Consider the following 14,210-nt stretch of genomic DNA (forward strand, 5'->3'; position numbering starts at 1 on the left):
GGAGCACCCCACGAAAGCCGCAGCTCACCGGTCCGACCAACGCTGCCGTCACCCACTACGGCGCAGGACACGTAAGCCGCAGTCCCAAAGGCCACCCGCGTGTTCCCACCAACCACCCCACTCCGACACCTGTTGTTATTGTACACGGTCGGATTATACGGGCACGCACAAAACCAATTTACGTGCACGCGCGGCATAGGTGGGTAAATAGTTAACACAGGCACTTGTTATTTTTGGTAAGTAAGTTTACAATCTAGTTATCAAATAATTTGGAGGCGCTTTCTTATGACTAGTTTAGCTCGTCGTGACCCCGTCACGGATGCTCTGTTAACACCAGAGAATAGTGCGTTGTTAGTAATTGACTACCAGGCAACCCAAATTCAATCAATTCAGTCCATCGCTCACCCGACCCTGCTGCGGAACGTGGCAATGACCATTCAGTTGGCCCAGATTTACCACGTGCCCATAGTGCTGTCCACGGTTAACGTGGCCACTGGTCGTAACAAGGACACCGTGCCCTACCTGAAGCGCGTCCTCGGGGACATTCCGTCCATCGACCGGACGAACATCAACGCGTGGGAAGACGGCGACTTTGTCGAGGCCGTTAAGGCTACCGGCCGCAAGCACCTGGTGATGGCCGCCCTGTGGACCGAGGCCTGTCTGACCTTCCCCGCACTCGACGCACTGCGGGAAGGCTACTCAGTACACCCCGTTGTCGACGCGGTCGGTGGCACGAGCAAAGTTGCGCACGAAACCGCACTCCGGCGGATGGAACAGGCCGGCGCTGAGCTCACCACCAACGCCCAGCTCGCCTGCGAATGGCAACGCGACTGGAACCGGACGGACACCGTACCCGACTTTGTCAAAACCATGTTCGCTGCGGGCGACTTCATCTCCCTAGAAGCGTAAAATGTAGTCGCTGGGAACGCGACGTAACGCGTACTACGGGGGTGTAACGATTTGTTGCACCCCCGTTTGGTGTACAATCGAACGTTTTTTGCCCCAGATGCCCAACAAGTGTCCGATTAACGGAAAGGACGAAAAAACGATGACTAAACTAACTCCGCAACAACAAATTAACCTCACTTCCGGCCACGACTTCTGGACCACTGAAAGCGTGCCGGGCATCCCCAGTATCCGCTTTAGCGACGGCCCCCACGGACTCCGCTTTCAGGACGCAGCCGCTGACCACCTCGGTCTGAACGCCAGCGTCCCCGCTACTGCCTTTCCCACCGCTAGCGCCGCAGCTAACACCTGGGACCCTGAGCTCCTGCGTGCGATGGGTGCGGCAATCGGTGAGGAAGCCCGTCGCTACAATATCGACGTTGTCTTGGGACCAGGCATCAACGTTAAGCGTAGCCCGTTAGGCGGCCGCAACTTTGAATACTTCTCCGAGGACCTGCTGCTGGCCGGTGCCATGGGGGCAGCCTGGATTCGCGGGCTGCAATCGACCGGCACGGGCGCCAGCCTCAAGCACTTTGCCGGTAACAGTCAGGAACGTGACCGCCTCCGTTATGACGCGCTCATCGACCCCGTCACCCTGCACGAGGTGTACCTGGAGGCCTTCCGCTTGGCAGTCACACAGGCCCAGCCGGAAACCGTCATGACCGCCTACAACCAGGTCAACGGTCACTTCATGAGCGACCACCGCTACCTCATCGATACCGTTTTGCGGCAGCAATGGGGGTTCAAAGGTGCGGTGGTCACCGATTGGGGTGGCCTGAACGACAAAGTCGCGGCCATCAACGCCGGGACGGACATCGAGATGCCGAGTTCCAACCACATCTTTGATGCCGAGGCCAACCGAGCACTCGCCCAGGGCCAATTGCAGCAAGACCGTCTGGACGCCACCACTACCCGCATTAGTGCGCTCGCCAACCGCCAACGCCCGGCCGGCACCACCGACCCCGAAGCGATGATGGCCGCCCACCACGCACTAGCACAGCGGATTGAGGAACACGCAGCCGTGCTGTTGCAAAACCGCGACGATGCCCTGCCACTCAATCCCGACGACTCACTACTGCTAGTCGGCGACTTGGCTGAGCATACCCGCTACCAGGGGGCCGGCTCCTCGCACATCAACGCCACGCCCACCAGTATCCTCGCCGGTCTCGACGAGCAGCACCACGCCTACAACTTCGTCCGTGGCTACGAACTAGGGAGTGAGCAACATGACGCCCAACTCGTGGCCGCAGCCACCGAGGCGGCGATGGACGCCACGACGACGGTTGTGGTCGCCGGCCTGCCCAGCACGGCGGAGTCGGAAGGCTTTGACCGCGAGAACCTCAACCTACCCGATAACCAAAACGCCCTCATTGCTGCGTTGGCACCAGTTACGCAACGCCTGATTGTCGTCCTGGTTGGTGGCGCTCCCGTCAGCATGCCGTGGGCGGACAAAGTCGATGGCATCATCCAGCTCTACCTGGGTGGTGAAGCCGTCGGAACCGCGGCGAGCCGCATCCTCTTCGGCGACGTCAACCCATCCGGCAAACTAGCCGAAACCTACCCGCTGCACGCTGCCGACGTTCCCGCCGCACCGTACTTTAGCCAGCCGGACGCACTCGCTATTCCGTACGCCGAAAGCCTGTACGTGGGCTACCGCTACTACGACAAGGCACAGGTGCCGGTTGCGTTCCCCTTTGGCTTTGGCCTCAGTTACACCAACTTCACGCTCAACCACGGTACCATTGACGCCACCAGCGCTACTGACGATGCACTTGACCGCACAGTGACTATTACCGTCGCTAATCAGGGCGAACGTCGTGGTGCCGAAACGGTGCAGATTTACGTGGGTCAGGCCGACCAGGCGCAACTCGCCCCCGTTAAGGCGTTAGCAGCGTTCAAAAAGGTCTGGCTGGAACCGCACGAAGAGGACACGCTAACAATTGATATTCCGGCTCGGGCCTTCATGCGCTGGGACGAGAATCACCAAACGTTCCGCGCCGTACCGGGCGACTGGCGCGTCTTCGTGGGCACCAGCAGTACCGATATTGTTGCGGACTTCACCGTGACCGTTGACGCCCCCGCCTGGGTTCAGCCCGACGTTCCAGCCTGGTACCGCCAGCCTCAGGGCCACGCCACCGTAGCGGACTTTACCGCCTTGTCTGGCATGACCGTCACGCCAACGCACCCCGAGCATCGGGGCGAACACACCCGCATGAGCACGCCCCGTACGCTCGGGCGGCATTCCCGGGTGGCACGCAAAGTAGCGGACGTGGTCCTGCAACAACTCATCAAGAACGACAATGCAGCCCCAGGCTCGCCGGAGGAACGTTTCTTCATCCTGTCTGTACTCGACTCACCTATCATCCGTCTTGCTCAACAAAGCGGCGGGGCACTCAAACTGTGGCAGGTTGACGCACTCGTCTGGTTAGCCAACCGTCGCATACTCCACAGAAGGGAGGACTAACCATGAATAACTACCAGTCTACCCGACCAGAACGCTTCAGTATTTGGAGCTACTTCTTTGGTCAAAGCATGGCTAACTCCATGCTCAGCGGCTTCCTCACAACCTACCTCATGTTGGTGGGCCTCGACCTCGGCCAAGTGGCCATTGTGATGGTCCTCGTTAAGTTGTGGGATGCCGTCAACGACACGATTTTCGGCATCCTCTTTGACACCATCCACTTCAAGAGCGGCCACCAAAGCCTCCCGTGGCTGCGCATCTCCATGTTTGCCATCCCCATTGCCACCATCATTCTCTTCCAAATCCCCGGTGCCATGGGTTCAGCGGGTAAAATGCTGTGGTTCGTGCTCGCCTACATTCTCTGGGACGCTTCGTACACGCTGAGCGATATCCCCATCTACAACCTCGTGACGCGCATGACGGTCAACCTGGACGAACGGAACACCGTGCTGTCTAGCGGGCGGATGTTGGCGCTCGCCGGCACCTTTGTTACTAGCCAGATGGTCACCTTCCTGATTAGCGAAAACGTGGGCCTACCATTTAGTCAGGCCGCCCTGCTCGTGGCGTTGATCATCCTCATCACGATGGTCCCCGTCAGCTTTGCGGGCCGCGAACGCGTCAAGACCGTCACCACCACGCAGAAATACTCGCTCGCCGGCATGTGGCACTACCTGCGACAAAACGTGTACCTGCGCCGCTACTACATTGGTTTCATCATTAGCGGCGTATCACTCACGTACGCGGCCGTCGACCTGTTCGTGTCGTACTACTTCTTCGGCAGCGCGCTGGTTTCCAGCCTCACCCTGGTGATTATTGCCATCCCGATGCTGATCTTTGCCAGCATGATGGGCCGAATCCTCAAGCGTGTCGATAAGTTCCGCCTCTTCTTCTGGGGCAACGTCGGGTTCGTCGGCGCCAGCGTCCTACTGTACCTCTTTGGCCGGGCCAGCCTGCCGATGTACCTAGCGCTGGTTGCCGTACGGGCGATTCCCATGGCGATTGTCTTCACGCTCAACCTCACGTTCACGCCCGATGTGGTGGAATTTGGCACCTACACGTCCGGCGTCGATGCCCGGGGGATTGCGTTCGCCATCCAGTCCTACGCTGGTAAGTTAACGGCGCTGGCACAACCGCTGGGCCTGTTCATCCTCGCAGCGTTCCACTGGTCCCCGATCCACGCGAGCAGCTTCGCCGTATTGGCGCACCAACACATCACCCAGTCGTCCGTCGCCCTGCAGGGACTGTGGCTGACGGCCACCCTCATCCCCGGCATTGGTTACGCCCTCGCGCTGATTCCGTACTCGCGCTACCACCTAAACGACCATGACGTCCAACTCATGGCCGATGTGAACGCGGGCAAACTGGATCGCGCCACCGCAGAAGCCCAGATATCCCGTCATTACGGAGGTGATCGCACATGACGACCCGTAACGCACCACTGCCAAAGTGGTTTACACGCACTGACTTTGGTATTTTCATTCACTGGGGCCCGTATTCCGTTCCCGCCTTTGCCCCCACCGACGTCGGCGATTTTGGTACCATCGTCAAGCACCATTCGCTCCGCTACCTGTACGCCAACCAGCCGTACGCCGAGTGGTACCTCAACGGCATGCGCACACGCGGGAGCGCGGTGACCCGTTACCACCAAGAGCGCTACGGCAACCGCACCTATCTGGACCTGGCGGACGACTTCAAAGCCGCGGCGCGTAACGTGGACGTCGACGCGTGGGCCGACCAGTTTGCGGCGGCCGGCGCGCAGTATGTAGTCGTCGTAACCAAACACCATGACGGCTTTGTCATGTACGATAGCAACGTACGCAACCCGAAACGGCCGGATTACCACCTCGACTTTGACTTCGTCGGGCAACTCGCGCAGGCGGTGCGCAGTCGCGGGATGCGGTTCGGTGTATATTACTCGTCGTTGCTCGACTGGACGTTCCAAACGCGGCCCATTCGCGATGCGGGCGACCTTGTTCTAGGCTATGACACCAGCCCAACGTACCTCAATTACGTTTGGGACCAGTGGCACGAGTTGATCGACCGGTACCACCCCGACATCCTCTGGAATGACATTGGCTACCCGACGGACAAGCGGCTGCCCGAGCTGTTCGCGTACTTCTACGAGGCCGTGCCGCAGGGTGTGATTAACGACCGGTGGAACAGTTACCCTAACTGGTTGCACAACCCGCTCGGTCGTGCCGCCATTGATCTCGGATCGCGCTACTTGCAGCGTCGCGAAAGCAAAGGTGGCGCGGGAATTCCGCCCGCCCACTACGATTACCGCACGCTGGAGTATAATACCGACTGGCAGGGTGGCGACGACTACTTTGAGGTCACCCGCGGCATCGACAAGAGCTTTGGGTACAACCGCATGAGCCGGCCGGAAGACAGCATTACTGCTGATCAGGTACGGGCGTTAATCAAGCAGGTGACCCCGCAAAAGGGACGCCTGCTGCTCAACGTGGGACCGATGGCGGACGGCCAATTGCCGCCACAGCAAGCGGCCTTACTGAGTGAGCTAGAGACCACACAGAATTAAATCATCAACTTTGGAGGTGGGTAAAATGCAGAAGAATAAATCGCAGTGGCAAACCGTGATGGTGTTGGGGCTCATTTCCCTGCTCACCAGTTTGTCGGGCTCCAGCCTGACGCTCGCGTTGCCCGTGCTCTCCCGCGACTTTGGCATCAGTAACAGCATCGCAACCTGGGCGGTCACTATTGGGTTGGTTACCAGTACCATTTTGCTGGTGATGTTCGGTCATATCGGTGACCTGCTGTCCAAGCGCAGTGTCTTCTTTGCCGGCGGCGTCATTTTCGTCGTTGGATCGCTGATTGCGGGACTCGCACCAGACTTCATCATTCTGCTGATCGGCCGGGTGATTCAGGCTGTCGGGATTGCCATGACCATGGCAAACGGGATGGGCATCGTGAGTGATAACTTCCCGAGCTCCACCCGTGCCGAAGCCTTAGCCGCCATTTCGATGTTCACATCGGTGGGCTCTATCTCGGGACCGGCCGTGGGTGGGCTGCTCATTAGCGCGCTGTCCTGGCGCTGGATTTACCTGATGAACGTTCCGCTTGGCGCGGTCATTCTGCTGATTGGTTGGCGCGTGCTCCAGCCGCAGATTCCGCAACGCGACCGGCTACGGACCATTTGGGGCACCGCCAACTGGACCGGGCAGAACCTTTTCACTGCCGGCATCATCTTCTTCTTTGTTGGTGGTGCCATGGTCCAAGCACCGGGCTGGCGCGTGGTCGCCTGGATTGGCATGGCAATTGGGGCCGTTTTGACGGTGTTCTCGTTCATGCAGGATGACCACGCAAAGTCGCCGTGGATTGACCCGCAGCTTCTGCACAACCCGGACTACCTAATCTCGGTTGGTACGCTGCTCATCGTGATGTTGGTGAACGCGGTGTCGAACATCCTCCTACCGTTCTACCTGCAAAGTTTCCTGGGTGTCAGCCCCTTCCTCAGCGGCATCATCATGATGGGCCAAAGCGCGACGATGTTGCTGGTAACGCCCATCGCGGGCTACCTCGCAGACCACTGGAACCGTTACTGGCTGACGCTGGTGGGATTGATTGTGCTGATTGTGTCTCAGGCCGGATACGCGCTGTATCCACCCACGAATAACTGGTGGGCCATCCTGTGGCCGATCATCCTAAACGGTGTGGGCATGGGCGCGTTCCTGTCGCCGAACAACGCGCTGACGATGGACACGGTACCGCGGACGTTGGGTGGTGTGGCTGGCTCCCTGAACTCCTTTGCACGGACGCTGGGGATGACTGTCGGCATGACGTTTGGTGCCGTCATCCTGTTCGCACAGCTGCCCGGCGTGGCGCGCATCACGCCGCAGACCGGCAACTTCCTAGGTGCATTCGCCAACGTCTTCTGGGGCAGCACCGTGCTGTCGGCCCTAGGACTCGTGGTGGTCCTCATTCGGGTGCGCCGCATGCGCGGCCGGGGAATGTCGACGGACGCAAAGTAGTATTGTTGCTTGCAATAATTGACGCGTCGGACGGTTAATTGCATTTTGATTACGCCATAAGATTGACAAAGTCACCGCCCAACGATATGCTTACTAAAGATAAGCAGATGTACACTAAAACTGCAGATGGGAGATTTTCAAAATGGCAAATCTTACAGAAGACATGAAAAACATGCTGGGCACTCAGCTGTCCTTCCTCGCAACTACCGGTGTGGACGGCAAGCCCCAGGTTGGCCCTAAGGGTTCGTTGCACGTCTACGACGATTCACACTTAATCTACTTTGAGCACACCTTCCGCCAGGCATTCGACAACCTCACCAATAACCACATGGCGGCGGTAGCGGTAGTCGATCGCGACGCGCAGAAGGGCTTCCGGTTTGAGGGTACGGCACACATTCACGAGGGCGACGACCTAGCCAACGACATTCTGGGTAAAACCAAAATCTTTGAACGGTTCCCACGTGCTGCCGTGGTGATCATCGACATCGAGCGCATCTACAAATTGGATAATACGCTGGAAGCAGGCGTACAGCTCGCATAAGCTTTGAGGATACAAAGCGGCGCTACAACCTTGGTGGTTGTGGCGCCTTTTTTGTAGATAGTGGAGGCTCGCGGTTAGAAACTGTACGGTAACAAAAAAGGGCCCCCAGCCGGTGAACAGGGAGTCCTCATGATGCGTCAGCAAAACTTGTTTGTCTGTTTAAAAACGTTTACAAGACACTATTTTACACTTTTTGTAAGCGAATGCAAGGGTGTATACCAATGATTTTGAAATTGTTTTCATGGGTGGAAAACAACACCACCACTTTGGGTCTATCTGCTCACCCCAGCAGCCGCTCCTTCAGTGCTTCGGTCAACGTGAGCGAAAAGTTGATCTTTTGCTCCATCCCCAAATCGTTGAGGTATGCCGGAATCGTGAGTGTCTTCTTCACGCTCCGATTTGCATCACGTTCACGGGTAATTCGCGTATCCACTTCAATTGGCACGAGTAGACCCTGAGCCGCGGGCAGCAGTGTTTCAGCATCGCTCGCTGGTGGTAACCGATCGCCATCGTCCTCCATCACAACCAGGTAACCGCTCAACGCGTCGTTGGCCATATGCAACGCCTCCGCAAGGTTATTACCGTATGTGGCCACATTTGGCGCCAAATCAGGAAACGTAACTTCAAACTGGCCCTGTTCGTTCTTAACAAAATCCGCAAAGTATATACATCGCATTAGAAATTCTTCCTTCCTCTTTGACTACGTTAACGCAAATGTACCTGCTTCAAAATCGTATTCAAAGTACCCTTGGGAATATCTTTTCGCGGATGGGGCACTGTCACCTTGCTTGGAAGAGACGGATGCTTAAAGTAACGGTGATTACCCGTAGAATAATCCTCGTACCAGCCTTTACTTTTCAGCATCTTAATTAACCTGCGTGAGTCCAATTGGCAAAACTCTCCTCAATGAATTTTAGCACGTGCCTTTACACGTGTCATTAATTAGACACGTACCCACCCAGTAATCTCGCTATATCCTTGCTTTCTACTTTAGTGCATTACCAAATAGCCATCGCTCACTTGTACATCCCCCCATTTACGCCTAAAATAACACCATTAAGTAAATACGAGGTCACACGATGGAAAAACTCAAAAACCGTCTGGACGCCTTTAGCGACGCGATTATCGCCATCATCATTACCATTATGGTTTTGGACATCCCCCCGGTGCTACACGATTCACTAACTAACTACATGCAGTTGGGCAAATCAGTGGGCGTGTACTTTATCAGTTTTATTTTTATCGCCAACATGTGGTATCAGCACGGCACCGCGTTCAGTGAAATCAGCACCATGACCTACCGCATCATTATTTTGGACATGCTGTTCCTGATGCCACTATCATTGATGCCGCTGTTGACCAACATGATGGCCAGCAACACCACCCGTATCACGGTGCTACTTTATGGTGTCCTGCAGTTAGTGGTGAACATCCTCTTCCGCTACCTGGCAAAGGCGATTATCCACCTGCAATACACCGAGGCCAAGGAGATGCGCAACGTCTACCAGAAGATTTATGGCAACAGCAACCTGATTATGGATGGACTCAGCTTTGCTGCCCTGATCATGGCGTTTATCCAACCGGAGCTGTCACTGTTCGTGTTCCTGGCCTATCCGGTCGTCATGTTTTTGCTCAACAGTTCCGCGCGCCAGGAAATGTACGATGTGGCCGCCCTGCCTGAGGAACAGCAACGCGACTTCACCAAACTGTCTGGGACCGACCTCCGCGATTTTCGCAAGGCTCAACGTGAGTTTTGGCGCAACGCGCGCCAGTCGGCGGATACCGATGACACGACGGAAACGGGTAACCGCAAAGTCGCGCAAGCTACCACTGCCAACCCGGACGACGCTACGCCAGTCACTCCACCAACCGCGGATGAAGGTGCCGTGCCGCAAAACGTCTCGTCGTGGCTCGACCAGAACGTTGATCCTAGCGTGCAGCGCCAGTTTTACCAGCGGTTCGCTGACATGACGCCGGAACAAAAGGCGAAAATCGAACAACGCATGGCGCAAAGAATGCAACGTTGGTTTGACCAGCGGCGCCAACCACACGAACATCCCCAACGTCCACGTAAAAATCAGCACTAAAGCGTCAACCAACGCAAATTAAAAGCTCCCCAGTTATCAGACCTAACCGATAACTGGGGAGCTTTTAATCATCTTGCGGTAATTTTTCCGGTTAAACACCAAATTGCCACGGGCCTTTGCAAATTGAGTCCACTGGAATCGTTGACAAGTACTAACAAATCAGTATTCGTATTCAAACCGTACGTTTTTAAACACGTCAATCGAACGTACGTTCGGTATACTAATGTTATCCCCTAATTGAACCAGCAAAGTAAGGTGCTGCCCCTGAAACTATCAACGTAAAACGACTTATCACAGCAGGCAATTGACCTGCCCGCCATCCAGCCACACGTTAATCATCAGTCTGCGCATCCGCAGAAACCTGATTCCGCATCAATGCCAACGCCGCAACACTCCCAATGACCACCACAACAGCAGCACAAAGGGCAACGGCAGACATCCCCCGGTCGTACGCCCGAATCACCACCTGCCGCACCGCGTGGGCAAAGGGTGTCTTGGCGAGCTGTGCGGACCACGCAATACTATGCCCCGAGAACGGCCCGGCCGTCACCAAGGCCGAATGGATCCCGTCCGCCATCTTTGCGGGCATACCAGTGCTACTTAGGTGCGCACTCAGATACTGCTCGTAGCGTGTGTCCTGCACCAGACCGAAGCCGACAACCCCGACCGTGGTACCTAATTGGCGAAAGACGTTGAGCAGCCCCGACGCCATCCCCATTTCTTGCGGAGCGACGCCCTCCATGCCCGCGGTATTCAGTAGCGGGTTAACCATACCATTGGTAATCCCAATTAGAATCATCCCCGGCCACAGGTTGGCAAAGCTGACCTGCGGACCAACAGCGTTCGCAATCACCAGGAAGCCCATCGCCCCCACTAGCAGACTGAACCCAATCAGCCGCTTCTTGGGGAACTTTGCCCCTAAGATACCCGTTAGTGGTCCCAGAATTAGGGACCAGATACTGATGGTCAACTGACGCACTCCGGTATCAAACGCCGAATAACCAATGTAGTTCTGCATCAATGCGGTCAGGAACGTGTTGAACGAGTATATACCCGCCCCCAAAGCGAAGGCCACGACCACCGTACCGATAAAATGCGGCTTCTTGAAGAACGCCACGTTCATCATCGGTTGTTCCAAACGACTCTCAACCACCACAAAAATCACGAGCAACACTAGACCGGCAACCAACCAGCCACTAACCTGAAGTTCCAGCCACGACCAGTGCGGATGGGATTCCTTGGTAATCAACCCGTAGATTAGGCTAAACAAACCGGCGGCTGACAATACCATCCCCCATAGATCAACGCGTTCGTTTTTACCGTAACTCGGCGTTTCCTGCACAAAAATGATGGTCATGATGACCGTAATGATGCCCACAGGAACGTTAACGTAGAAAATCGATGGCCAGCCAAAGTGTTCAACTAAATAGCCCCCGATTAACGGTCCCGAAGCTGAGGATATCCCAATGACCGACCCCAGAATACCCAAAGCGGTACCGCGCTGGCGCCCCTCAAAGTTTGACGCCACCAGCGCCATGGCGAGCGAGTTCATCCCCGCACCCCCGATGGCCTGCACGCCACGACCGATATCGAGGACCAATAAACTTGGTGCCATCCCGTTAACAGCGGACGCAACGACAAATAGAATGAGCGAACCCAAAAATATTTTCTTGCGTCCGTACATATCCCCCAATTTAGACATAATCATTAGTGAGACCGCATAAACCAAGGTGTACGCGTTCAATACCCACTGTAGACTCGTAAACGTTGTGTTAAACTGCCGCACCATGGTCGGCAACGCGACATTAACAACCGTGACGTCAAGTAGCCCCATGAACGTGCCTAAGCTCATTGCCGTTAGGGCCAACCAGCGGTGAGGATGTTTATTTGTACCATTATCCATAATTAATTTTCCTTCTTTACTGCGAGTGCAATTTTGCGCCGACAACCAGCAATCCACCGTTGCTTAGTCTCAGATAGCGCAATACTCAAGTCTAAAGTTTGAATAGTCCATTCCAAATGTTCGGCGCGGGACTCATCAACGTGGAGCTTTTGCTGTAGATGATTACGTGAACGAATAAATTCATCTAAATCTTGCTGAACGGTATCGGCAAAGGCATCCAGAATTTCTATCTGTACGTCCGGCTGAATCTCACCAAACGCACGAATTTTAAATCGATACACTGATTCACGCTTACCATCAGCCACCACGGGTGCGGACATCATCTCTTGAAAGTGTTCCCGACCACGGTCCGTTATGTGTGCGGTTTTTTCACCGCGGGCACTGTCAGGATCCGCAGACTGAATAATATAACCGTCATCTTCGAGCTTACGCAGTAGCGGATACATGACCCCATTGGATATTTCTCGTCGCGGCACCAAGCTATTGCCGAGAATTTTACGCAACTTATACCCCGACATACTCCTTGACATCAGCGTACCCAAAATTAACAGTTCATACATGCTTATCCTCCATATGTCGAAACGACATGTATGAGTATAGGTCATTACGACTCATTGTACAAGTACATTATATATATTTTTTTAACTGTAAATTCAGGGTATAATACTCTGAATTGAACTAAAATAAAGTTAGTAGCTCGTCAATCATCAGAAAAGGAAGTGTTATCTATGCGCGCAATTGTTCTACACCATCCCGGTGGTCCAGAAGCCCTGTCTTACGAAGAGGTCCCCACCCCTTCCACCAAGCCCGGCTGGTCGCTCATTAAAGTTCGCGGCTTTGGGATTAATCGCTCCGAAATTTTCACCCGCAACGGCTGGTCTCCAGCCGTCCAGTTGCCACGCATTCTGGGCATTGAAGCAGTCGGCACCGTAGTGGAAACCACCGATGAGGTCAACCTCCCCGAAGGCCAGACCGTTATCAGCATCATGGGTGAAATGGGCCGGGCATTTGATGGTGGTTATGCGGAGTACGCATTGTTACCAAATGACCAACTATACCCAGTGCACACTAACCTGTCCTGGGCAGAACTAGCAGCCGTCCCCGAAACCTATTACACTGCTTACGGTTCGTTAATGTCGCTATTCCTGCAACCACATGACCACCTGCTCATTCGCGGCGCAACCAGTGGTGTGGGCACCGCGGCCGCAAAGTTGGCCCGGGCAATCCAAAACGACGTGGTCATTACCGGTACTACCCGTAAGCCCGCTAAGAAGGAGCGCCTGCTACAGACCCCCATTGATGATGTTGTCATCGAACGGGACGGGGAGCTAGAAACCGAGAATCAGTACAATAAGATTCTCGAATTAGTTGGACCAAAGACGATGCAAGATTCATTGGCACACCTGGCTGGTCCTGGCGGCGTGATGTGTATCACCGGTGAGTTAGGTGGCGAATGGTCAACCAAGGATTTTGATCCGATTGCCAGCATCCCCAGTGGCAGTTACCTCACCGCCTTTAACTCGGGTAAGGTAACTGAATTCGCCCTGAACGCGATGTTGCACCTCATCGAGGAAGCCCACATCGACGTGCACCCAACGAAAGTTTTCGACCTTGAGCACACCGCCGACGCCCATGCATTTTTGGACAGTGCGGATAGCTTTGGCAAAGTGGTAGTACTGCCCTTCGGTGAATAGTTAACCGTGGGACTTAATTTGTCCCGTCGCCCTTTTGGGTGTACAGTAAGGGCAATTAATATCCACGTTGGAAGGTGTTACCGTGCTATCACTACTTGTTTCCAGTCCCGAATTCCACAACGGTCATACTATGCGCTACGACAATTCCGCATGGGGTGGTGACCACAGTCCCGAGATACACATCATGGGGGTACCCGCCAAAGCGGCCACCCTGGCCGTCACCATGGTGGATGAGGACGTGCTGGGACACCACCAGCACCCGCACTGGGTAATGTGGAACATCGACCCTCGTGACCGTATCCCGGGACACATTCTACCGGGGAAGCACGTCACGGAGATTATGGGGGCCGTGCAGGGCGAAGTTCTTGGTCGACACGGTTACTGCGGACCCAAGCCAACGTGGTTACGGCGCATCACGCACCACTACGTATTTACAGTTTATGCACTGGATAACCGCCTATCGTTACCTACGAGGGCCAATTACCACGACTTTATCCACTGCATTCGTGGTCACGTCTTGTGCCACGGGTCGTTAACGGGGCTATTCAGTCCGGCAAATAAATAATTTATCCACAATAATAGGGACTAGC

Annotated in this window: 13 protein-coding genes; 9 read left to right on the forward strand and 4 right to left on the reverse strand. The window is 55.1% G+C overall.

Translation table 11 applies throughout. From position 1 onward, the window contains the following. Positions 1-285: 285 nt before the first annotated feature. The 6 genes from LPA02S_RS03230 (at position 286) to LPA02S_RS03255 (ending at position 7,936) form a co-directional block, all read left to right on the forward strand. Positions 286-909, forward strand: a complete 624-nt coding sequence (locus tag LPA02S_RS03230; RefSeq protein ID WP_054649162.1) for a hydrolase — start codon at positions 286-288, stop codon at positions 907-909. Positions 910-1,048: 139 nt separating this feature from the next. Further along, positions 1,049-3,409 carry a glycoside hydrolase family 3 C-terminal domain-containing protein gene (locus LPA02S_RS03235; protein WP_082607901.1) on the forward strand — a complete coding sequence of 787 codons (2,361 nt, stop codon included), beginning with the start codon at positions 1,049-1,051 and terminating at the stop codon, positions 3,407-3,409. Between the two features lie 2 nt (positions 3,410-3,411). After that, entirely contained in the window at positions 3,412-4,827 is a 1,416-nt protein-coding gene (locus tag LPA02S_RS03240) for an MFS transporter (RefSeq protein WP_054649160.1), read from the forward strand. Then, positions 4,824-5,945, forward strand: a complete 1,122-nt coding sequence (locus LPA02S_RS03245) for an alpha-L-fucosidase (protein WP_054649158.1) — start codon at positions 4,824-4,826, stop codon at positions 5,943-5,945. Before LPA02S_RS03240 ends, LPA02S_RS03245 begins: the two co-directional genes overlap by 4 nt. A 25-nt stretch (positions 5,946-5,970) precedes the next feature. After that, entirely contained in the window at positions 5,971-7,395 is a 1,425-nt protein-coding gene (locus LPA02S_RS03250; RefSeq protein WP_054649156.1) for an MFS transporter, read from the forward strand. 142 nt (positions 7,396-7,537) lie between these two features. Further along, on the forward strand, positions 7,538-7,936 hold the full coding sequence (locus LPA02S_RS03255; protein WP_054649154.1) for a pyridoxamine 5'-phosphate oxidase family protein: 399 nt from the start codon (positions 7,538-7,540) through the stop codon (positions 7,934-7,936). Between the two features lie 280 nt (positions 7,937-8,216). On the opposite strand, the gene LPA02S_RS03260 is transcribed toward LPA02S_RS03255, so the two are convergent. Both LPA02S_RS03260 and LPA02S_RS11475 read right to left on the reverse strand, forming a co-directional pair. Continuing rightward, on the reverse strand, positions 8,217-8,612 hold the full coding sequence (locus LPA02S_RS03260; protein WP_056956779.1) for a type II toxin-antitoxin system HicB family antitoxin: 396 nt from the start codon (positions 8,610-8,612) through the stop codon (positions 8,217-8,219). Positions 8,613-8,641: 29 nt separating this feature from the next. After that, a complete protein-coding gene (locus LPA02S_RS11475; RefSeq protein ID WP_082405304.1) occupies positions 8,642-8,824 on the reverse strand; it encodes a type II toxin-antitoxin system HicA family toxin in 183 nt (60 codons plus the stop codon). Positions 8,825-9,015: 191 nt separating this feature from the next. Here LPA02S_RS11475 and LPA02S_RS03265 point away from each other — a divergent pair, with 191 nt between their 5' ends. After that, positions 9,016-10,023 carry a TMEM175 family protein gene (locus LPA02S_RS03265; protein WP_054649152.1) on the forward strand — a complete coding sequence of 336 codons (1,008 nt, stop codon included), beginning with the start codon at positions 9,016-9,018 and terminating at the stop codon, positions 10,021-10,023. A gap of 331 nt (positions 10,024-10,354) precedes the next feature. On the opposite strand, the gene LPA02S_RS03270 is transcribed toward LPA02S_RS03265, so the two are convergent. Both LPA02S_RS03270 and LPA02S_RS03275 read right to left on the reverse strand, forming a co-directional pair. Continuing rightward, positions 10,355-11,926, reverse strand: a complete 1,572-nt coding sequence (locus tag LPA02S_RS03270; protein WP_054649150.1) for an MFS transporter — start codon at positions 11,924-11,926, stop codon at positions 10,355-10,357. Positions 11,927-11,928: 2 nt separating this feature from the next. After that, the gene (locus LPA02S_RS03275) at positions 11,929-12,486 is read right to left on the reverse strand and encodes a PadR family transcriptional regulator (protein ID WP_054649148.1); all 558 of its coding nucleotides are present in this window, start codon (positions 12,484-12,486) and stop codon (positions 11,929-11,931) included. 168 nt (positions 12,487-12,654) lie between these two features. On the opposite strand from LPA02S_RS03275, the gene LPA02S_RS03280 reads away from it, so the two are divergent. Both LPA02S_RS03280 and LPA02S_RS03285 read left to right on the forward strand, forming a co-directional pair. After that, positions 12,655-13,620 (forward strand): zinc-binding dehydrogenase, encoded by a 966-nt coding sequence (locus LPA02S_RS03280; RefSeq protein ID WP_054649146.1) that lies wholly within the window; start codon positions 12,655-12,657, stop codon positions 13,618-13,620. 82 nt (positions 13,621-13,702) lie between these two features. Next, a complete protein-coding gene (locus tag LPA02S_RS03285; RefSeq protein ID WP_054649145.1) occupies positions 13,703-14,185 on the forward strand; it encodes a YbhB/YbcL family Raf kinase inhibitor-like protein in 483 nt (160 codons plus the stop codon). Positions 14,186-14,210 lie beyond the last annotated feature (25 nt).

The sequence above is a fragment of the Lacticaseibacillus pantheris DSM 15945 = JCM 12539 = NBRC 106106 genome (assembly GCF_001591865.1).
GTDB classification, from domain to species: domain Bacteria; phylum Bacillota; class Bacilli; order Lactobacillales; family Lactobacillaceae; genus Lacticaseibacillus; species Lacticaseibacillus pantheris.

Bases quoted from the DNA above. Each gene is read 5' to 3' on its own strand.
- LPA02S_RS03230 (WP_054649162.1), top strand. From the start codon at position 286: ATGACTAGTTTAGCTCGTCGTGACCCCGTCACGGATGCTCTGTTAACA.
- LPA02S_RS03235 (WP_082607901.1), top strand. From the start codon at position 1,049: ATGACTAAACTAACTCCGCAACAACAAATTAACCTCACTTCCGGCCAC.
- LPA02S_RS03240 (WP_054649160.1), top strand. From the start codon at position 3,412: ATGAATAACTACCAGTCTACCCGACCAGAACGCTTCAGTATTTGGAGC.
- LPA02S_RS03245 (WP_054649158.1), top strand. From the start codon at position 4,824: ATGACGACCCGTAACGCACCACTGCCAAAGTGGTTTACACGCACTGAC.
- LPA02S_RS03250 (WP_054649156.1), top strand. From the start codon at position 5,971: ATGCAGAAGAATAAATCGCAGTGGCAAACCGTGATGGTGTTGGGGCTC.
- LPA02S_RS03255 (WP_054649154.1), top strand. From the start codon at position 7,538: ATGGCAAATCTTACAGAAGACATGAAAAACATGCTGGGCACTCAGCTG.
- LPA02S_RS03260 (WP_056956779.1), bottom strand. From the start codon at position 8,612: ATGCGATGTATATACTTTGCGGATTTTGTTAAGAACGAACAGGGCCAG.
- LPA02S_RS03265 (WP_054649152.1), top strand. From the start codon at position 9,016: ATGGAAAAACTCAAAAACCGTCTGGACGCCTTTAGCGACGCGATTATC.
- LPA02S_RS03270 (WP_054649150.1), bottom strand. From the start codon at position 11,926: ATGGATAATGGTACAAATAAACATCCTCACCGCTGGTTGGCCCTAACG.
- LPA02S_RS03275 (WP_054649148.1), bottom strand. From the start codon at position 12,486: ATGTATGAACTGTTAATTTTGGGTACGCTGATGTCAAGGAGTATGTCG.
- LPA02S_RS03280 (WP_054649146.1), top strand. From the start codon at position 12,655: ATGCGCGCAATTGTTCTACACCATCCCGGTGGTCCAGAAGCCCTGTCT.